General features: G+C 41.3%; 14 protein-coding genes, 3 tRNA genes and 1 pseudogene. 8 read left to right on the top strand and 10 right to left on the bottom strand.

Annotation, left to right across the window (positions count from 1 at the left end; all coding sequences use genetic code 11):
- The first annotated feature begins 125 nt into the window (after positions 1–125).
- Both ACJAT7_RS02270 and ACJAT7_RS02265 read left to right on the top strand, forming a co-directional pair.
- Positions 126–1,589, top strand: a complete 1,464-nt coding sequence (locus tag ACJAT7_RS02270; RefSeq protein ID WP_415225171.1) for an ATP-binding protein — start codon at positions 126–128, stop codon at positions 1,587–1,589.
- A gap of 15 nt (positions 1,590–1,604) precedes the next feature.
- A complete protein-coding gene (locus ACJAT7_RS02265; RefSeq protein ID WP_415225170.1) occupies positions 1,605–2,273 on the top strand; it encodes a response regulator in 669 nt (222 codons plus the stop codon).
- 791 nt (positions 2,274–3,064) lie between these two features.
- Here ACJAT7_RS02265 and rplI read toward each other — a convergent pair.
- From rplI to rpsF, 4 genes are read right to left on the bottom strand one after another with little or no spacing between them, the layout of a single operon-like run.
- Positions 3,065–3,517: a 50S ribosomal protein L9 gene (gene rplI / locus ACJAT7_RS02260; protein ID WP_415225169.1), complete on the bottom strand. Its 453-nt coding sequence runs from the start codon at positions 3,515–3,517 to the stop codon at positions 3,065–3,067.
- Between the two features lie 16 nt (positions 3,518–3,533).
- Positions 3,534–3,761 (bottom strand): 30S ribosomal protein S18, encoded by a 228-nt coding sequence (gene rpsR / locus ACJAT7_RS02255; RefSeq protein ID WP_011771657.1) that lies wholly within the window; start codon positions 3,759–3,761, stop codon positions 3,534–3,536.
- A 9-nt stretch (positions 3,762–3,770) separates the two neighbouring features.
- The gene (gene priB / locus ACJAT7_RS02250; protein ID WP_415225168.1) at positions 3,771–4,076 is read right to left on the bottom strand and encodes a primosomal replication protein N; all 306 of its coding nucleotides are present in this window, start codon (positions 4,074–4,076) and stop codon (positions 3,771–3,773) included.
- A gap of 8 nt (positions 4,077–4,084) precedes the next feature.
- Positions 4,085–4,504, bottom strand: a complete 420-nt coding sequence (gene rpsF / locus ACJAT7_RS02245) for a 30S ribosomal protein S6 (RefSeq protein WP_415225167.1) — start codon at positions 4,502–4,504, stop codon at positions 4,085–4,087.
- Between the two features lie 219 nt (positions 4,505–4,723).
- Here rpsF and ACJAT7_RS02240 point away from each other — a divergent pair, with 219 nt between their 5' ends.
- Positions 4,724–5,992 carry a DUF481 domain-containing protein gene (locus tag ACJAT7_RS02240; protein WP_415225166.1) on the top strand — a complete coding sequence of 423 codons (1,269 nt, stop codon included), beginning with the start codon at positions 4,724–4,726 and terminating at the stop codon, positions 5,990–5,992.
- Positions 5,993–6,061: 69 nt separating this feature from the next.
- On the opposite strand, the gene rlmB is transcribed toward ACJAT7_RS02240, so the two are convergent.
- Both rlmB and rnr read right to left on the bottom strand, forming a co-directional pair.
- Positions 6,062–6,802, bottom strand: coding sequence for a 23S rRNA (guanosine(2251)-2'-O)-methyltransferase RlmB (gene rlmB, locus ACJAT7_RS02235; RefSeq protein WP_415225165.1), 741 nt, complete (start codon positions 6,800–6,802; stop codon positions 6,062–6,064).
- Positions 6,803–6,936: 134 nt separating this feature from the next.
- Entirely contained in the window at positions 6,937–9,348 is a 2,412-nt protein-coding gene (gene rnr, locus ACJAT7_RS02230) for a ribonuclease R (RefSeq protein WP_415225164.1), read from the bottom strand.
- 207 nt (positions 9,349–9,555) lie between these two features.
- Here rnr and ACJAT7_RS02225 point away from each other — a divergent pair.
- From ACJAT7_RS02225 to ACJAT7_RS02215, 3 genes are all read left to right on the top strand, one after another.
- Positions 9,556–9,632: transfer RNA gene (locus ACJAT7_RS02225), tRNA-Arg, on the top strand.
- Between the two features lie 42 nt (positions 9,633–9,674).
- A tRNA-His gene (locus ACJAT7_RS02220) sits at positions 9,675–9,750 on the top strand.
- A gap of 124 nt (positions 9,751–9,874) precedes the next feature.
- Positions 9,875–9,951: transfer RNA gene (locus ACJAT7_RS02215), tRNA-Pro, on the top strand.
- A 958-nt stretch (positions 9,952–10,909) separates the two neighbouring features.
- Here the strand turns inward: ACJAT7_RS02215 and ACJAT7_RS02210 are convergent.
- Both ACJAT7_RS02210 and ACJAT7_RS02205 read right to left on the bottom strand, forming a co-directional pair.
- Positions 10,910–11,812, bottom strand: coding sequence for a Gfo/Idh/MocA family protein (locus ACJAT7_RS02210; RefSeq protein ID WP_415225163.1), 903 nt, complete (start codon positions 11,810–11,812; stop codon positions 10,910–10,912).
- 176 nt (positions 11,813–11,988) lie between these two features.
- A complete protein-coding gene (locus ACJAT7_RS02205; protein WP_415225162.1) occupies positions 11,989–12,825 on the bottom strand; it encodes a shikimate 5-dehydrogenase in 837 nt (278 codons plus the stop codon).
- A 182-nt stretch (positions 12,826–13,007) separates the two neighbouring features.
- Here ACJAT7_RS02205 and ACJAT7_RS02200 point away from each other — a divergent pair, with 182 nt between their 5' ends.
- Both ACJAT7_RS02200 and ACJAT7_RS02195 read left to right on the top strand, forming a co-directional pair.
- On the top strand, positions 13,008–14,828 hold the full coding sequence (locus ACJAT7_RS02200) for an SgrR family transcriptional regulator (RefSeq protein ID WP_415225161.1): 1,821 nt from the start codon (positions 13,008–13,010) through the stop codon (positions 14,826–14,828).
- Positions 14,829–15,751: 923 nt separating this feature from the next.
- Positions 15,752–17,632 (top strand): EAL domain-containing protein, encoded by a 1,881-nt coding sequence (locus ACJAT7_RS02195; RefSeq protein WP_415225160.1) that lies wholly within the window; start codon positions 15,752–15,754, stop codon positions 17,630–17,632.
- A gap of 138 nt (positions 17,633–17,770) precedes the next feature.
- Here ACJAT7_RS02195 and ACJAT7_RS02190 read toward each other — a convergent pair whose 3' ends face one another.
- Positions 17,771–18,370 (bottom strand): hypothetical protein, encoded by a 600-nt coding sequence (locus tag ACJAT7_RS02190; protein WP_415225159.1) that lies wholly within the window; start codon positions 18,368–18,370, stop codon positions 17,771–17,773.
- A gap of 134 nt (positions 18,371–18,504) precedes the next feature.
- Positions 18,505–18,636, bottom strand: a pseudogene (locus ACJAT7_RS02185) (alkaline phosphatase); the annotation flags it as partial.
- Positions 18,637–19,192: the final 556 nt, after the last annotated feature.

The raw sequence follows: 19,192 nt of genomic DNA, 5'->3' as shown, positions 1-19,192 counted from the left end.
TAATTATTGGTCATTAACATGCGTGTTGATGAGTAATGTTTTTCGTTAAAGTCGTAAAAAAGTTAGTATGATTGTTATGACTACATTCGTAATACTTTCAGGTTTATATGATGGGATTGATTGCAATGAAAATTCACAACAAACTCTTTTTGATACTGTTTAGCTTCAGTCTGTTATTAGTGACTGCCTTGGTTTTGTTAATACAATGGAGTATTGGCAAGGGCATGATTGAATATGTGAATAGCAAAGAGATTGAGACATTAAAACCCTTAGTTGTAGAGCTTGCAAGTGAATATCAAAAAGTAAACAGCTGGTCAACAATAGAGGGACAGCATAAAAAGTTTGCAGATTTGCTGTTTTTAAAGCTTAAAGATAGTGCGTTTATACAGCCACCGCCGCCAGCAGATGAATTTAGGAAGCCGCCGCCAGTAGAATTTGGAGATCCCCCAGAATTTAGGCCACCACCCGCAGAATCGAGAGGGCCACATCGACCGCCTAGAGATCGAGCAGGTTATGCATTACTCGATAATAAGCAAAACCTGATTGCCGGACGCTATCGTGAAAATTTTAAATACACTAACATTGCGATTACTGTTGATAATATAAATGTTGGCTGGTTAGTTATTCCGAAGCGCAATCAAATAACCGATGGTTATGCATTGGATTTTATCGAGCAGCAGAGGAGTTATTTGTGGATTATTGCGTTAACCGCCATGATCTTAGTTGTATTGATAACTCTGCCGCTTGCACACCATTTAGTTGGACCTATTAAGTTGATCATGGTGGGGATGCATAAATTAACTCAAGGTAACTATCAGCAACATATTAATTTGCAGAGGCAGGATGAGTTGGGTGACCTAAGCCGTGATTTTAATGAGTTAGCGATAACACTTCATGAAAATGAAAGCGCTCGGAAACGCTGGCTGGCCAATATATCGCATGAATTGCGCACACCAGTTGCCATTTTACGCGGTGAGTTGGAAGCGATGCTCGATGATGTCAGACCGCTGAGTAAAAAAAATATAGATTCAGCCAATGATGAGGTTAAACACCTCCAGTATCTTATCGATGATCTGCATCAACTAACCAGCGCAGATATCGGCGGCATGCATTATAACAAGAAAACCGATAATCTGACCTTATGGGTTAGCTCGGAAGTTAAGAAATATAGCAGCTATCTGGCAGATGCAGGCATCAAGCTGGTGGTTGAAATAGAAGACGCACAGGCAGAGGTTTTTGCGGATACTATTAGATTAAGCCAACTGTTTGATAACCTGATTAACAACTGCATTAAATATGCAGATGCAAGTTTGGTCAAAATATCTCTTGCAGTAGATGGAACGCCAATCAAACCATTGGTAAGAGTAAAAGTGGAAGATAATGGTGTGGGTGTTGCAGAGCAGAATTTGCCGAATTTATTTGAATATTTATATCGCGTTGAAAACTCCAGAAATCGTAAAACTGGTGGATCAGGACTTGGGTTATCTATATGCGCGCATATTGTCGCCGCACATCAGGGTGAAATTTCAGCTGAGCAGTCCAGCTTAGGTGGATTAGCTATTGTAATCGAACTACCGTTAAGTAAATAACTAAGAGAATGTAGCATGTCAAATTCAATACTGATTGTAGAAGACGAAATAAAACTGGCTAATCTGTTAACGGATTACTTCAAATTGACTGAGTATGAGCCTTATCAAATTCATCACGGAGATGAAGTCATTGCCTGGGTGAAAGCGCATCAACCTACCGTTATTCTACTTGATATTATGCTGCCCGGGAAAGATGGTATTGAACTATGTAAGGAGATCCGCCAATTTTCAAATGTGCCAATATTGATGGTTACCGCAAAAGTTGATGAAATAGATAGGCTATTGGGGTTAGAGCTAGGCGCTGATGATTATATTTGTAAACCTTTTAGTCCTCGAGAGGTGGTGGCGAGAGTTAAAGCCGTTTTAAGAAGAGCACAATCAACAGATATTATTAATCTCGCTCTTACTCTTGATGAAGATCGTTTGCTGGTGAGCTTTAATGCTCTGCAAGTCTCACTCACATCCGTGGAATTTCAATTATTGAAACCCTTAGCAGGTAAACCCGGCCGCATATTTACACGTGAGCAGCTTATGCAAAATATGTACTCAGACTACCGTATTGTTAATAATAGAACCATTGACAGCCACATTAAAAAGTTAAGAAAAAAATTGGCGGATATTAGTCAGGGAGAAGATTTAATCCAATCCGTTTATGGTGCGGGTTATCGCCTTATTTTACAATAATATCCGCAAACGATTTGGGAATGTAATTCCCGCTTAAAAGCAGGCTGTCCTGTCATAAGGAGCTGTCATCTAAATAGATTACTCTGCAGCTGTAAATTTTAGGCAAAAAACACCCGCTTAAAAGCAGGCTGCCCTGTCATAAGGAGCTGCCATCTAAATAGATTACTCTGCAGCTGCAAATTTTAGGCAAAAAACTTTCGTTACAAAATAAGCGCTTAAAAGCAGGCAGTCCTGTCATAAGGAGCTGTTATCTAAATTGTAGGCAAAAAACTTTCGTTACAAAATAAGCGCTTAAAAGCAGGCTGTCCTGTCATAAGGAGTTGTCATCTAAATTGTCAGCGAGAGATTACTCTGCAGCTGTAACTTCGATGTTAACAATAGTAGATACGTCAGAGCCAGTGTCTGCAAATAGGCTATAGCAGTTTTGTATTACCTGGTTGTAAATTTCAGGCAAAAAAATACCAGCTTAAAATCAGGCTGTTCTGTTATAAGGAGCTGTCATCTGAATTGTCAGCAAGAGATTACTCTGCAGCTGCAAATTTCAGGCAAAAAACTTTCGTTACAAAATAAGCGCTTAAAAGCAGGCTGTCCTGTCATAAGGAGTTGTCATCTAAATTGTCAGTGAGAGATTACTCTGCAGCTGTAACTTCGATGTTAACAATAGTAGATACATCAGAGCCAGTGTCTGCAAATAGGCTATAGCAGTTTTGTATTACCTGGTTGTAAATTTCAGGCAAAAAAATACCCGCTTAAAAGCAGGTATTTTTGTCATCTAAATTGTCAGCGAGAGATTACTCTGCAGCTGTAACTTCGATGTTAACAATAGTAGATACGTCACTGTGTACTGCTACAGCAATTTCGTAAGTACCAGTGTTGCGTAGCGCGCCTTCAGGAAGACGAACTTCACTTTTAACTACAGGAACACCAGCAGCAGTGATTGCATCTGCAATATCACGCGTACCGATTGAACCAAATAATTTACCTTCATCGCCCGCTTTAGAAGTGATTACAATCGCTTCTAATGCAGCTAATGTTGCGCCACGTTTTTCTGCAGCAGCAAGGTTTGCAGCTTGTTTAGCTTCTAATTCAACACGACGTGTTTCAAAAGCAGCTAAGTTTGCTTTGTTTGCTGGAACAGCTTTTTGTTGTGGGAAAAGAAAGTTACGTGCGTAACCTGATTTAACCTCAACTTTATCACCAAGTTTACCAAGGTTAGTAACTGTATCTTGTAGAATAATTTCCATAATATATAGCTCCTATTTACTTGTGTAAATCTGTGTATGGTAAAAGTGACAAGTAACGTGCACGTTTGATAGCGCGCGCTAGTTGACGTTGGTATTTAGCACATGTGCCAGTAATACGGCTAGGTACAATTTTACCACTTTCAGTGATGTAATTTTTTAACGTAACAACGTCTTTGTAATCAATTTCGCTAACACCTTCTGCGGTGAAACGACAGAACTTACGACGGCGGAAGTAACGAGCCATGGTATTTCCTCAAATTTGTTCTATGTACTGAGCATGCAAAACTAATTTACCAAGGTTATTTTTACTTTGGTGATAAGTGATAAAACCACTTACTCTTATCTGCATACCTTTCGATAATTTATTTTTTAACTGATCAGCTAATGTTCCACTTACTGCAACGGGCATATAACAAAAAACGTTGCGTGGTAACTCAGCTTCTTTTTGCATTGAACGATGTTCAATCACGAAATTGCAGTGTTCAATACCTGCAGGACTATTTTTGAATGTAGGCTTTTCAGTCACTACACCAGCAAGTCGCAAAAAGTTATCAGTCACTAAGTAGCTTATGCTTCAGCTGTTGCTTCGGCTTCGGCTGGTGCCGCTGCTACTGGTGCTACTGGTGCTTCTGGGCGAGGAGCTCGAGGAGCACGTTCAACACGTTCTTCTCTTGCTTTTGCCACTACAGAAACTTCAGTCACAGCAGTTTTAGTACGCATGATCATGTTACGGATCACTGCATCGTTGAAACGGAAAGCAGTTTCCAAATCATCGATTACGTTCTGTTCAGCTTCAATATTCATAAGAACATAGTGTGCTTTGTGTAGTTTGTTGATTGGGTAAGCCAATTGACGACGGCCCCAGTCTTCTAGACGATGAACTATACCGCCAGCTTCTGTAATAGATGCTGTGTAACGTTCGATCATACCATTAACTTGTTCACTCTGATCTGGGTGAACCATAAATACGATTTCATAATGACGCATATAAAAATCGCTCCTTACGGGTTAGTAGCTTCTTAGATTGGCTCAGCCGTACCAAATAGAAGCAAGGAACAAAAAAGGGTGGCTGATTTAAGGCGAGAAATAATACAGTTTAGTGTGAAGCGGCGCAAGTGATGATTGCAATAATAAAGGAAGATATTTATATCTAAAGCGGTAAGTATTGCATCTACTCGATTAGAACGATATAAAGAGTGTACTATATTGACCTTGTTTATCTATTTAACCACTTACGAGCGTGCCTTGTTTAATTCGCAATTACTTCTCATTTTATTTACTAATTTCACACTATTTACGCTTGGCACTGCGTTATTTGTGGATGATGAAAGTGTGGCTGAAATAATAAACGATGAGCGGGCAAACATAGAAAACGATACTCAAGCAGTCGTTATTGCTGAAAATAGCCGCTCTGCTATTGAGTTTCAATTTACCCCCGTAGCGCCGCCACCGTTAGTCATAGAAAAAAAAGAAAATAGACAAGAGATAAAACGACTCTTGCAAGAAAAACAGAAAAGCGCAGAAGAGAGAGGGTTGTTACAAGCACAATTGGCTTTAGCCCTGCAGCAAAATAATAGATTAGAGGCGCAGATAAATCATCTTGAAGGCGAGGTGGAAACACGAAGCAGTCAGATAGCCGCGTTGGAAAAAAACAACCGCGAACTACAAACAAGCATACGTAAAAAGCCGGCGGAAATTGCTTCAGATATCGATTTACTAAAAACGACTATTCAAAGCCAACCTGATTTGATTGAGCATAAATCGGTGGAGAAAAAAGATCCGCCGGGTGAACAGAATCTGCCGATCATTATCGTTGCACAGCCGGATGATTTTTCGGGCTCTGTAGAGTTCGGCTTTTCATATGAGCAGGATAATAAAGTAACGCGCGCAATTAATGGGCGGCTTGTTTTGGATTATGAGCAAGCGAGTCGCTATAAATTCAATAGTAATTTCAAGTTTGAAATGTCTGACGAGGATGGTGAGAAGTCCGCCGAGAAATATCGCTGGCAGTTGCAAGGCGATTATTATTTAGATCTGCGTAACCTGGTGTTTGCGCGTAGCGATATTAAACGCAATCAATTTGCCAGTTATGAAAAAGAGGATATTTATACTGTCGGTTATGGTCGCATCCTGTTTGATGAGAACAGACATAAATTTAATATGGAAATTGGACCGGGTTACCGCATGGCTGTGCCAAATGATGGCAAGAATGCGCTATCCGTTGATGAGTTTATCGTGCGCACACGTTTTAATTATGAACGTGTGGTTTCCGAATCGTTGCAGTTGATGGCTAGCACTGTGTGGGAGATGGGCAAGGAAAACAGTATTTATAGCGTGAATCTTAAAGCGCAGAATAAAATCTATCGCGAGTTGTATCTAATCTTTGATTTTGACTATAAATATATGCAAAACGTGCCGATTGACACCTTAAATAAAGAGGTCTCTACGGGGCTCAAACTACTGTACGCATTTTAGAGACAAAAAGAAGGGGCTGATTAGCCCCTTTTACTTATTGTCTAGCGTATGGCCGCTTGCAAAGCTCTGCTAACGGCGCTGGCGAACTACTTCAAACAGACAGATACCTGTGGCTACCGATACGTTTAAACTTGATACTGCACCTGCCATTGGCAGTTTAATCAACTGATCGCAGTGTTCACGCGTTAAGCGGCGCAACCCTTTCCCTTCGGCGCCCATTGCCAAGGCCATGCCGCCGGCTAATTTACAGTCGTAGATATCTTCTGTGGCTTCACCCGCCGTGCCGTAAATCCAGATCCCTTTCTCCTGCAGTGCACGCATGGTGCGCGCTAAGTTAGTGACATGAATTAAGGGCACCGATTCAGCTGCACCACAAGCCACTTTACGCACCACAGGTGTCAGGCTTACAGAATTATCTTTGGGGATAATCACCGCATGTACGCCCGCCGCATCTGCACTACGCAAGCATGCGCCTAAATTATGCGGATCTGTGACACCGTCTAAAATCAATAAAAACGGCGCGACCTCTAATGCATCAAGAATCGGATCTAAGTCATTATCGTTAAGTACTTTCAGCGTTTTTACGCGCGCGATAATGCCCTGATGCTGCTCACCTTCTGATTTTTCATCCATTGATTTACGCAGCATCAACTGAACCGAAATTCCCCATTCATTTAATTTGCTAATAATGCTGTTTAAACGCTGATCATCACGGCCCTTTAGTGCGTAAACTTCAATAAACCGTTCCGGTTGTTTTTCTAGCAGGGCATCAACCGCATGAATACCATAGATTAATTCACTTTTACTCATTATCTGTTCTTCTCTCATTCTATTTACGGATTACAGATACCCAAGCTATCAGAATATGCATATTCTGCTCGCTTGAGTATCTTAGAGCGTCTAGCTCTCTGACGTTTTTGCCTTAGTACGAGTTCGGCACGACCTTAACGTTTCGTTTTCGGCGTCACTTTTTTCTTCTGAGATGTGGGGGTGTTTTTTTCACCCTGTTTTATTTTTCTTTTATTTTTCGGCTTATTGCTGTTTTGCGGCTTATCCGTTTTTTTATCCTTGGCTTTGCCGCTCGATTTAGCACCTGCTCGTTTATCAATCGGACGGGCATTCTCTTTGCCTGCGGTTGTGCGTGCGCGTTTACGTTGTCCTGCTGCTGCTTGGTCTGCCAACTCAAAGTCGATTTTTTTATCATCTAAATTAACTGACAGCACTTTTACCTGCAATACATCGCCAATACGGTATGTACGGCCAGTGCGCTCACCTTTAAGGGTCTGTTTGCCGGCATCAAAAATATAATAATCAGAAAGTAGGCTGGTGACATGCACTAAACCATCGATATGAATATCATTGAGACGTACAAAGAAACCAAAATTTGTCACGGCAGCAATAGTACCTGTCATTTGATCGCCAACATGATCCTGCATATATTCACATTTCAGCGCATCACCCACATCACGGGTTGCATCATCAGCGCGACGTTCTGTCATAGAGCAATGCTCACCTAAGAAGCCCACCTCATCATGCTGGTAATTATAACCGCCGGTGCTGGTCCATTTCGATTTTTGCTGACCTTTGTCCTGCTCTGCGACCAAGTATTTAATGGCGCGATGCAGAATCAAATCTGGATAACGACGAATTGGCGAGGTGAAGTGTGCATATTCATCTAAGGCCAGGCCAAAGTGACCAAGGTTTTCATTTTGATAAACCGCTTGCTTCATGGAACGCAGTAGCATGGTTTGCAGCAGTTCTTGATCTTCACGACCTGCAAATGTTTCTGCTAAATCAGCGTAATCACGCGGTGCCGGCTTATCCCCACCACCCAGACTTAAACCTAGCTCGGCTAAAAATGAACGGAAGTTTACTAGCTTTTCATCACTTGGCGTTTCATGAACGCGGAACAGCGCTGCTGCTTGTGCGCTTTCAATAAAGCGCGCTGCGGCAACGTTGGCCTGAATCATACATTCTTCAATGATCTTATGCGCATCGTTACGCGTTAAGGGTACGATCGATTCAATTTTGCGGTTTTCATTAAACAGAAAACGCACTTCAACTGTTTCAAACTCCATACCACCACGGATATGACGTGCTTTTTTGAATGCTTTGTAAAGATGCTCTAACTCTTCAAGGTGTGGGACTAAAGGTTTGTACTGCTCTCTGAGCGGTTGATCACCCTCTAAAATGGCGGCTACTTTTGTATAAGTGAAACGCGCGTGAGAATTCATCACCGCTTCATAGAATTTGTAGTCGGTTAACAATCCTTTTTTGGAAATAACCATCTCGCTGACCATACATAGACGGTCCACTTGCGGATTTAACGAACATAAACCGTTAGACAGTATTTCCGGTAGCATCGGAACCACTTGATCAGGAAAATACACAGAGTTACCACGGTTAATCGCTTCTTTATCTATAATGGTATCGTTGCGCACGTAATAACTGACATCGGCAATGGCTACCCATAAGCGCCAGCCGCCGTCGGGTTCACGCTGACAGAAAACTGCATCATCAAAGTCGCGTGCATCTTCGCCATCAATCGTAACTAAAGGCAGCTCGCGCAGATCGACACGGCCCTTAATGGCATGCTCTGGCACAAACTCGCTAAAGGCTTCTAGCTCTTTCTCCAACCCTTCAGGCCACTGATGGGGAATATCGTGGGTACGCAGTGCAATCTCCACTTCCATACCCGGCTTCATCTCTTGACCAAGCACTTCGGTAATTTTACCCGTAGCCGTAAAGCGCGGTTTGGGGCGTTGAATAATTTCCACAACGACTATTTGTCCGTGACGTGCACCGCCATTATTATCTTGGCTGATCAGGATCTCTTGATTGATGCGCGAGTCATCAGGTACTACAACCGCAATACCATCTTCAACAAAATAGCGACCAACAATGGCCTCTTTGCGAGCTTCCAGTAAACGCACAAAACGTGCTTCAGTGCGACCGCGTGCATCTACTTTTACCGGTTGTGCAAGGATTTTATCCCCGTGAAATAATAAACGCATTTGATGCGCCGGTAGGAAAAGATCGGCTCCTTCCTCTTCGGTTTTTAAGAAACCAAAACCGTCTTTATGACCAATTACTTTACCTTTTTTCAGATCCAGCTTTTCAGGTAGGGCGTAAGTGGCATTACGGCACCAAACTAATTGGCCATCGCGCTCCATCGCTTTTAAACGGCGACGTAAACCTTCCGCTTCCTCCTCACTCTCTAATGAAAAAGCGCTGAACAGTGCATCACGGCTAATAGGCTTGGCGTGATTTCTCATATGTTCTAAAATGAACTCACGGCTTGGAACTGGATGCTCGTAGGGTTGTGATTCGCGATCTAATATAGGATCTAGTGTCATGGCTGAATGCTCTTTATAAGGAAATTAATTAAAGTATATCTGAAAACAAGAAGCGCCGTGTATTAATAATAAATTCAATCGATTAATGATTAATTGAGCAATTTGTTCAGAGAATCGTCTATTGCAGCTGTTTTTGTTAAAATAGTAAAAAAACAGTAGACAGAATTATCAACTAACAGTAACATTCGCGCCACGCTAAAGACATGAGCACCCGTAGCTCAGCTGGATAGAGCGTTGCCCTCCGGAGGCAAAGGTCACAGGTTCGAATCTTGTCGGGTGCACCATCTTTCGGTAGGTAAAGTTAATAGCGTAAATTAGTTTTAGTGGCGGATGTAGCTCAGTTGGTAGAGCCCCGGATTGTGATTCCGGTTGTCGCGGGTTCAATCCCCGTCATTCGCCCCATCTTTTCTCGATGTAAAACAAGATATTCGGTGATTAGCGCAGTTTGATAGCGCACCTCAGAATTTGAGAAAAGAGTTGGACCAGGGGGTATGACCCCACAGATGTAAACTGTAAATACAATTTTCGGTGATTAGCGCAGCTTGGTAGCGCACCTGGTTTGGGACCAGGGGGTCAAAGGTTCGAATCCTTTATCACCGACCACATTTAGAAAAGCCCGTAACGTTTCAAAGCGTTACGGGCTTTTTGCTTTTAAGCCTACTACAATCAGCTACTTGTATTACTTCTCCTAGCTAATATTATCTATTCCAGAAAGCACTTCTTCATCATATTATTTGAACACTTTTCCAGAAGAAAAATATCTTAATCATAAATTGCTCCTGTGCTCAAAGAACTCAAAATAAAGCAAATGAGTGCTAATAAAAGTTAACGCGTTGGGTTATGTGTCAGCATCGTCAGTTGCAGATTAGTTGCAGTTAATTTTGAAAGTTTACGGTCTGATTTAGGGAGTTATTCTGAGTTTGTGGTTTATATTAGATGAATGAGGTGTGATCACTACAGGCAGAATATGGCTACGGTGTGTTTTTGCCTGAGTATTGATTTTCTTAAACCAATAATTCCTTTCCAATAAGTGTGTCGTTCAGTTGTCATAATGATGCTCTAATTAAAAAGGAAAGCATGACAAAATCTACTATTCATTGGTATGTGGGCTGAATTAGGCGCTTACTTTAGCTCATTAGATTTCAGTTTTTTTATCCAGGATCAGTATCTATTAAATATTTTTGATATTAGCATGTACCATGAGCATTTGGGCAATGAGAGGTTGAAATTTTTAATCCACTAATATCGACCCCTCAAAAAAAAATGATCTTCTCAGGTTCTTCAAAAGTGTTATCAGTAAACAAATTTTCACTCATTAATACATGATGTCCCACAACTTCCAGATCGCAAAATTACTTAAGGCCAAGCTTTAGTTCAATCGAATCTTCCTAATCTAGGTTAATAACAACAAATATCAAAAAGCCATCTGCTTCGTCATAGGTAGTAATGCTTTAAGATACTGGTACATCCCCGTATTTTGTAGTTGCAAAAATATTTATTGTCCCTCACATGTTTATTGGCAAGGGATTGTTGACATTTTAGTATCAACAATCCCTTACTTTTATTCTGTAATCATCATTACAATTTTTTCACAGATTTCATGAGTAATTAAAGAATCTGAAATAGACGGAGACGGTGTTTTGTTATTTTCAACACAACTAATAAAATGATCTACTATTTGATAGAACCCACGTTTATAGAGGGTCGACTCCCAATCACCAAACTTAGATATTTGTTTATCTTTGTTATGTAAATGAATTGTCTCAATAAAATTATCGACTATAAATTTATTTTCAGCAGTCATGTATTCTATTATTTCTTCAGTCACCCCATTATCTCGATTCATAATTCCGATAGCAGTGCACTCTTCTCCAATTAGTTGAATAACCACGTTATGTAGTAAATTATTCTTCTCTAAATATTTAACCTGAATTTCTTTCACCTCAGTATCCATAAGGAAACGAAGAGTATCAACAACGTGCACAAAATCTTCCACAATAGCCCGTCTAGTGTGGTCAGGAAACTGAAATCTATTCTTTTGCATGATTATAATATCTGCTTTACCATGCGTTTTTAATTGATTTATCATAGGGGCAAATCTTCTGTTAAACCCTACCATAGCAACTAAACCTTTTTCCTCAGCAAGTTTTACTAGCCTTTTAGTTTCATTAAAATTTAATGAAATTGGCTTATCTACATAGATATTAATTCCATTTTCAAGAAGCTTTTCTGCTATTTCAAAATGAACCTCAGTGGTAGTGCTGATAAAAGCGGCATCTATTCCCTTATCTATTAATTCATCAACCGTTTGCACACATTGTGTAATTCTATATTTTTTTGATAGTTTATTTAAAGTTTCCTTGCTTCTAGTACAGAGTATAAGCTCTATATTTTCTTTTTCAGTAAGAACGGGTAAGTAGCCCTTTTGGGCGATGTCACCAAGTCCAATAATTGCTATCTTCATCTTAAAAATCTCCTTAAATAGATGGATATCTTAAATCAAACATATTTCATGGGATATATTGAAAGCTTGTTAATTAACATGTTCTAAAATTTATGCTTTTAATAATATTTTCAAACGAGTTAGGATCTTTATCCTCCCCAAAAAATAGTGTTTATGTGCTCCCAATATGGATTCTATCAATCCTCATGACTTAGATTTATTCTAGAATATTTTGCCGCTTTCTCAAATAACTCCGCACTAGGGCGGATACCGGTATACAGGGCAAATTGCTCTACCGCCTGCAATGCAAAAACCTCACTGCCAGTGATCACTGTTTTCCCTTGTGATTTGGCATAACGGATCACTGGTGTAATAGCGGGCAGCGCAACGACATCAAAGATAAACTGTGCATTGTCAACTTCATTTTCAGTATAAGAGAAGCCGTTTTCATCCTGGCCGCCGGACATGCCAATCGGTGTTGCGTTAATCAGTAGTTCGGCTTGCAGACCTTGTGTATCGCGGACCCACTGATAACCACACAATTGCGCTAATTGCTTACCTGTGTTTTCCTCAATGGCAACGATGTAACCGTGAGAGAAACCTGCATTTTTTAGCGCACAGGCAACGGCTTTTGCCATCCCACCACTGCCTTTTAATGCGAAGACCAGATCTTTATTTACCTGGTATTGTGATAACAAAGTAGCGATGGCAATGTAGTCGGTGTTATAGGCTTTAAGGTAGCCATCTTCATTGACTATTGTATTCACTGAATTGATTGCTTTTGCTGACGGATCCAATTCATCCACCAGAGCGATAACCTCTTCTTTAAACGGCATAGATATGGCGCAGCCGCGGATACCAAGGGCTCTCACGCCACCAATAGCGGCGGGTAAATCCTTGGTCGTAAACGCTTTGTACAGATAATCCAAGTCAAGCGCCTGATATAAATAATTATGGAAACGGGTACCAAAATTACTCGGTCTAGCGGCGAGGGACATACATATTTTGGTGTCTTTATTGATTACTTTACTCATTGCTGGAACTCCTTAAATAATATTGCTGCATCGTTCAGTGCAGCCGCCGAGACTCTGCTCTATTTGGAATATTATCAGCATCATGATGCAACTTAAGTGATAAAACTTGCTGGCGAAGTGACAATGCACTAAATTGAGGTAATTAAAAATTGCTGTCTTAACGAAAAAGGAGTTCCTCTTTTATGTATTCTCAACGTCTGGAGCAACAGTATCTGAAACTTTTGCATCGCCATGGTTTTCAGCCGCTAGCTATCACCCTGCAGGAACTCGCAGATCAGCTCTACTGCAGTAAACGGCACATGCGCAATCTGCTATTGAAAATGCAGCAGGAAGGCTGGATCTCTTGGCAAGCCCAGACGGGTAGAGGACGGCGATCTACTTTACAGTTGTTGCAAAATGAACAGCAATTACTCAGTGATAAAGCCGATCAGCTACTGGAATCAGGGCGTTTTGCCGATGCAGTTAAACTGCTTGGCGAGGAAAAATATCTGATTGCACCGCTTCTTAAAGGGCGATTGGGTTTTAGTATTCGGTCTGATCAGCAGGTGCTGCGGGTACCTTATTACCGAGCCATGCGAAACTTATATCCCGGCACGCCTTTACGCCGTTCGGAGCGCCATTTACTGCGCCAAATATGTAATGGACTGACACGGATAAAAGAGGAAAAGGAGGAAGTCGAGCCCTGTTTAGCACACCACTGGCGGCAATTAGATGCATTGAATTGGCGTTTTTATCTGCGCCCGGCGGTACAATTTCACGATGGTAAAGAGCTAAATACAAACGATGTGGTTGTTTCACTGACCCGGGCGGCAAAACTGCCCCTTTTTTCTCATCTGCAAAAAGTGCAGGCAGCGGGTCCGTTGATCGTTGAGTTCACGTTATCGGAGCCGGATCCGCTATTTCCCACGCTGTTGGCTAGCCTGTCCGCCCTTATTCTGCCTGCAGATCATGCCAGTCGCGCCAATTTCGCCTCATTTCCCGTGGGTACAGGCCCTTATCGTGTGGTCGATAATGATCAATGGCATCTGCGTCTTAAAGCCTTTGATGGTTATTTTGGCCTGCGCGCTTTGCTCTATGAAGTCGAAGTCTTAATGTGGCCGGATCTGCCCCATATTCCTGATCATGCCGCTCAAAAAACGTCGGGCAATTCTTCTACTTCAGCTTCAACAGGTACAAACTCGATCATTAATAGCGGCAGCACAACGTGGCTAAGTTCAAGTATTAGTGATACCGAGTATGCATCAGGCATCGCCTCAGGTATTGCGGGTCGCACTTCTGATCTATTTAAGGAGATGTTTCTAGAAAAAGGCGGTTATTTTTTACTCTGTGACAGCCGCTCGCCGCACTGGCAATCATTAGAACGACGCCGTTGGTTGCATGAATTGCTTAATCCTTATCTTATTGCCCAGCACATAAGCGCATCGATCCGCCATTTATGGGTTCCTGCCGCAAGTGTTTTACCGGAATGGTGTCACGGTATAGAGCCATGCGTACCTGAGAATCCTTTTAAAACAGCAGACTTTAGTGAGAAGCCAAGAGCCATACTCCGTTTAGCCTATCATCAACAGCACCCCGAATTCCCAATGCTGGCGAAGGTGATGAAAACGATCTTAGCCAGTGAGAATATAGAGCTGGTAATGGTGGAGCTCGATTACCAAGAGTGGGCACTGGGTGATGCTGATGTGGATTTTTGGTTAGGCACAGTTAACTTCCCCGTACCCGAGACTTGGCATGTCGGCGCCTGGCTGCTCGGAACCCAGTTACTTCGCCAGTCGATAACCGGTGGAGACCTCCCGCAACTCGATCAGTTACATAAAGCGTGGCGTGCGGGTGAGTTAGACTCGCAAGTACTGGTTTGGCAAGTGATACAATCAGGCTGGTTGCAGCCTCTATTTCATCATTGGATGCGCTTGAAAGGACCGGAACAGGCTCAAGGGATCCATTTGAATAATCTGGGTTGGTTTGACTTTCAATCTATTTGGCTGGAGCCAACAGTACAGTGATTCCGGTTGTCGCGGGTTCAATCCCCGTCATTCGCCCCATCTTTTTCAGATGTAAAAAAAAGATTCTCGGAAATTAGCGCAGCTTGATAGCGCGCCTCTGAATTTGAGAAAAGAGTTGGACCAGTGGGACTTGTTTATTGGTTCGAGCCGAGCGCCGCGAGACAACGCAGGAGGAACGACGGCGGCCCTGAAAGGATAAGGAGCCTGCGACGACCGACCATATTTAGAAAAGCCCGTAACGTTTCAAAGCGTTGGGCTATGTATCAGCATCGACAGTTGCAGTTAATTTTGAAAGTTTACGGTCTAATTTAGGTGCTCATTCTGAGTTTGTGGTTTTATGGTTTGTGGTCACTGTTTATTGACCCATTTTGAAGTTGATTAATGGAACGGTTATTAACAAGTTGTCTGGATTAGCTTTGGTTCTCTATGTTCGTATTTGAGAAAGGGCACAAATAGGTTTGACAACTTTGTTCGCCTCTTGCGGGAGATTTTGCTTACTTTCGGGAAAAAGCGAGCATAATATGATCGACTTTTTACGTTAAAAATTCAGAAAAGATGATAGATACAAAAAAGGCCACCATTTAGTAGGTAGCCTCCAGGCTGGTTGGTTGGCTGACCTTGCGGTTATGGTAAATGAAGGCAGAAGGAACACGAATCATCAGGCGTTTATTACAACCTACTTGACGAGTTATTATGTGTGTTCAATAGACCGTATGTCACTAAATTTACTGAACCACGACAAGCAGATAGCATTTATTGAGAATACTTAATAATTAGGGTTGCTCTCCCTTATCTTTCATCATAATATTTTAAGCATTGCGAATAAAAGAACCACACAAGTAAGTACTACCGTAAGAATTAAAAATGTCGGGCGTAACCAGATACTGTTTCATGATGCTAAAACCTAAAGAAAGGTTAATACTTTGAATTTATACGCGAATAAAGAATTACTTTTTCAAAATGAAGAAAAAGAAAAGCTGGTTGCCGAGTTAGTCGTTGCCAATGAAGAAAAAGAAAAGCTCGCTGCCGAGTTGGTCGTTGCCAATGAAGAAAAAGAAAAGCTCGCTGCCGAGTTAGTCGTTGCTAATCAAGAAAAAGAAAAGCTGGCTGCCGAGTTAGTCGTTGCTCATGAATTTCGTCTTGCCGCCATCGTCTTTGAATCTCAACAAGGCATGTTTGTTACAGATACCAAGAGCCGTATTCTTCGTGTGAATAAGGCCTTTAGCAGAATTTCAGGCTACAGTGCTGAAGAGGTTATTGGGCAGTCACCTAAGCTACTTAGCTCAAGTATTCAAGGAAAAAAGTTCTATAAATCTATGTGGGACAGTATCAACACCACCGACACATGGGAAGGTGAAATCTGGAATCGCCGCAAAAACGGTGAAATATATCCTGAGCACCTCACTATTACTGCAGTGAAAAACGCGAGTGGGATGTTATCTAATTATGTTGCCACGCTCGCAGATATTACGATAAGAAAAGCTGCCTCAGAAAAAATCAATAACCTCGCCTACTTTGATCTGCTCACTCAATTGCCCAATCGCCGCCTATTGCTTGATAGGCTTGATCTAGCCCTAACTACCAGCATGCACAGCAATCAGCGTGGTGCATTACTATTTATTGATTTAGACCACTTAAAAACCCTTAATGACACCCACGGCCACGATGCGGGAGATTTACTTTTACAACAAGTAGCCGCTCGCTTAACTAAAGGTGTAAAAGAAGGTGATACCGTTGCACGATTCGGCGGTGATGAATTTGTGGTGGTGCTAGAAAACCTGAGCCAGCAAGCCATTGAAGCAGCCGCCGAAACAGAAGAGATGGCCAAAAAAATAATATTTTCACTGACTCAACCCTACTCGCTCAATACGCACCCGTATCACGGAGCCTTCAGTATCGGCGCAACACTATTGAGTGGGCATGAATCGGCATCAAAGGAACTCTTAAAGCAAGCAGATATTGCTATGTCTCAATCCAAGGCCGCAGGACGCAACAACTTTCGTTTCTTTAATCAAACGATGCAAGAAGCTCTCACTTTCCGTGCAGACATGGAAATAGAACTACGCAAAGCGATTGAACACAATCAATTCCAATTATACTATCAAATACAAGTTAACAGTTCTGGTCAAGCATTAGGGGCTGAAGCCTTAATCCGTTGGCAGCATCCAGCACGTGGTCTGATTTCTCCACTTAACTTCATTCCCTTAGCCGAAGAAACAGGACTTATTTTACCGATAGGGCAATGGGTATTAGACACTGCCTGTGCTCAACTTAAAACATGGCAACAAAACCCACTGACACAAGACCTTGTACTCGCCATCAATGTCAGTGCTAGGCAATTTCATCAAGAAGACTTTGTAGAACAAGTCAAAAAAACTCTACAAAAGCATGAGATTACCCCTGCACTACTCAAGATAGAACTAACCGAAAGTATGTTGCTGGAAAATATCAACGGCATCATTACTAAAATGAACACACTGAAAAAAATAGGTATTTGTTTTTCATTAGATGACTTTGGGACGGGTTATTCTTCTTTACAACATCTAAAAAAATTGCCAATCGATCAATTAAAGATAGATCAGTCATTTGTGCGTGACCTTGTCACAGATTCCAATGATAAGGCGATTGTAGACACCATAATTATTATGGCGCATAGCTTAGGTATTAGCGTTATTGCCGAAGGTGTAGAGATAGTAGAACAAAGACAATATCTGTTTGATAACGGCTGTATGCATTATCAAGGTTATCTATTTAGTAAGCCCGTACCAATTTATGATTTTGAGGCGTTGCTTAATAAATACTGATTGTTAATCAGACCACGTTATCGCTTGCCACTATTGAATATAGTAATTTATTAGTCTCCAAAGTAATGTAACTGAGCAGAAAAAAGACTTTTATTTTTTTTTAGACTGATTCATCCTGCGTAATATACTTAGTCATTCTCACATATGCTGGCCATCTGCATTATAGAAACCTCCATGTGGATGCTCGATAAATCCTTGATTGATCATCTTTGCCAAAAACGGATCGGCTTCGCTGTCACCAATATCACTGTAATCGGTTAATTGGTAGTGATCGTGTTTATCGTGATTGAGTTGTAGCTGTTGTGGATCGGTAATTAATTCTGTCATCTCCCAGACAATAAGCTGCTTGCCTTGCCTAATAGTTAGCTTGATCGGTAACTGATAGTGCGGGTTCCAGTGTAAAAGTATCTGTTTTACGTCTGTTGGCTGACTTTGATAAATAATGCTTTCAGCACAGCCTGTATTGATAGTTTGTAGCTGCTGTAATTGTGCCAATAATGCTGGCGAAATAAGTTGGTACTTACTCTGCCAGAGTTTACCATCTTGCTTGATGTTTGGCATATCCGCGGGTTGGTATTCAATACCGCGTTGGTATTGCTCAAAATAGCGTGTCAATTGTATCTGTTGATTGCCAAGTAAACGCCATTGTTCGCTGATATTTTGCTTTGGATAGCTATAAAGTACCTGTTTGGGGGCGCCAAAATTCGAGGGTTTGTTTTTTTTGATGTGCAGATTCATTGTCTAATTGACTCTCGGTAATTTCATAAATCGCGCCGATTTTTTGGAAGCTTTCCTAGTATAGCTGCGAACTGTGAGCCGTTATAGAAACGGCAAGAGAGAAGAGGGCGTCATTAGTTTCAAAATAGATAGTTTCAAAAGAGACTCCTTAAATAATTAAAGGGGCAAGAGCCTCTTTGTCGATAATGCTCTTCCAAAATACGTGCTGCTGTTCTGGTTGATATCCCCATACCATCACCAACAAATAAGATGACATTTTTTGCTCTGTTTTTATAAGTTTGCTGTAGTTTTTGGGTTATTTCAGTATTAGCACTTTGAAACCAGATATTATTTTTCTGATTTTACGGTAGCACCCCAGCCGATGCGTTTGAGTTAATCGCTATCGCGACCAAGGTAGATATTAAGCTTTTTCGGATATTCATTTCGTCACTCCATTGAAAATGTTTTTAACTGCTAAGTACAGTTAGTTGAAAATAACGGGGTAAGGTTACAGGTGCGTGACAACATAATGACAATTATGATATCAAGAGAATAGGTAGTTCATCAGAAGATGCTGACTCGGTCATTTATCCCACCAGTGCGACAGGAAAATAATCCAAATTAACAGTGGATTAGGGGCAAATGGTATAAAATGATTTTTTTGTGAGATAGCAAGGGTATTGAGAATGTTTTATGAGAATGTTTGTCACCTTTTTAAGGTTAATGGATTATTGTTAAGGCTAGGTTTTATTTAAATAATAGTGATCCTTTGTAGTATTCCTCGCGTATTGGACCTTACGCGTTGTCTAAATACTACTTGGGGTTTATAAATGGTTAGTATTG

Source organism: Psychromonas sp., from assembly GCF_047632995.1.
In the GTDB taxonomy this organism is placed as follows: Bacteria; Pseudomonadota; Gammaproteobacteria; order Enterobacterales; family Psychromonadaceae; genus Psychromonas.
Note: the sequence above shows the minus strand (reverse complement) of the source record. Positions and strands in the feature narration are given on the sequence as shown.

What these genes read in the sequence shown, in the direction of transcription:
- ACJAT7_RS02270 (WP_415225171.1), top strand. Translation starts at nt 126, where the DNA reads ATGAAAATTCACAACAAACTCTTTTTGATACTGTTTAGCTTCAGTCTG.
- ACJAT7_RS02265 (WP_415225170.1), top strand. Translation starts at nt 1,605, where the DNA reads ATGTCAAATTCAATACTGATTGTAGAAGACGAAATAAAACTGGCTAAT.
- rplI (WP_415225169.1), bottom strand. Translation starts at nt 3,517, where the DNA reads ATGGAAATTATTCTACAAGATACAGTTACTAACCTTGGTAAACTTGGT.
- rpsR (WP_011771657.1), bottom strand. Translation starts at nt 3,761, where the DNA reads ATGGCTCGTTACTTCCGCCGTCGTAAGTTCTGTCGTTTCACCGCAGAA.
- rpsF (WP_415225167.1), bottom strand. Translation starts at nt 4,504, where the DNA reads ATGCGTCATTATGAAATCGTATTTATGGTTCACCCAGATCAGAGTGAA.
- rlmB (WP_415225165.1), bottom strand. Translation starts at nt 6,802, where the DNA reads ATGAGTAAAAGTGAATTAATCTATGGTATTCATGCGGTTGATGCCCTG.
- rnr (WP_415225164.1), bottom strand. Translation starts at nt 9,348, where the DNA reads ATGACACTAGATCCTATATTAGATCGCGAATCACAACCCTACGAGCAT.
- ACJAT7_RS02210 (WP_415225163.1), bottom strand. Translation starts at nt 11,812, where the DNA reads ATGAAGATAGCAATTATTGGACTTGGTGACATCGCCCAAAAGGGCTAC.
- ACJAT7_RS02205 (WP_415225162.1), bottom strand. Translation starts at nt 12,825, where the DNA reads ATGAGTAAAGTAATCAATAAAGACACCAAAATATGTATGTCCCTCGCC.
- ACJAT7_RS02200 (WP_415225161.1), top strand. Translation starts at nt 13,008, where the DNA reads ATGTATTCTCAACGTCTGGAGCAACAGTATCTGAAACTTTTGCATCGC.
- ACJAT7_RS02190 (WP_415225159.1), bottom strand. Translation starts at nt 18,370, where the DNA reads ATGAATCTGCACATCAAAAAAAACAAACCCTCGAATTTTGGCGCCCCC.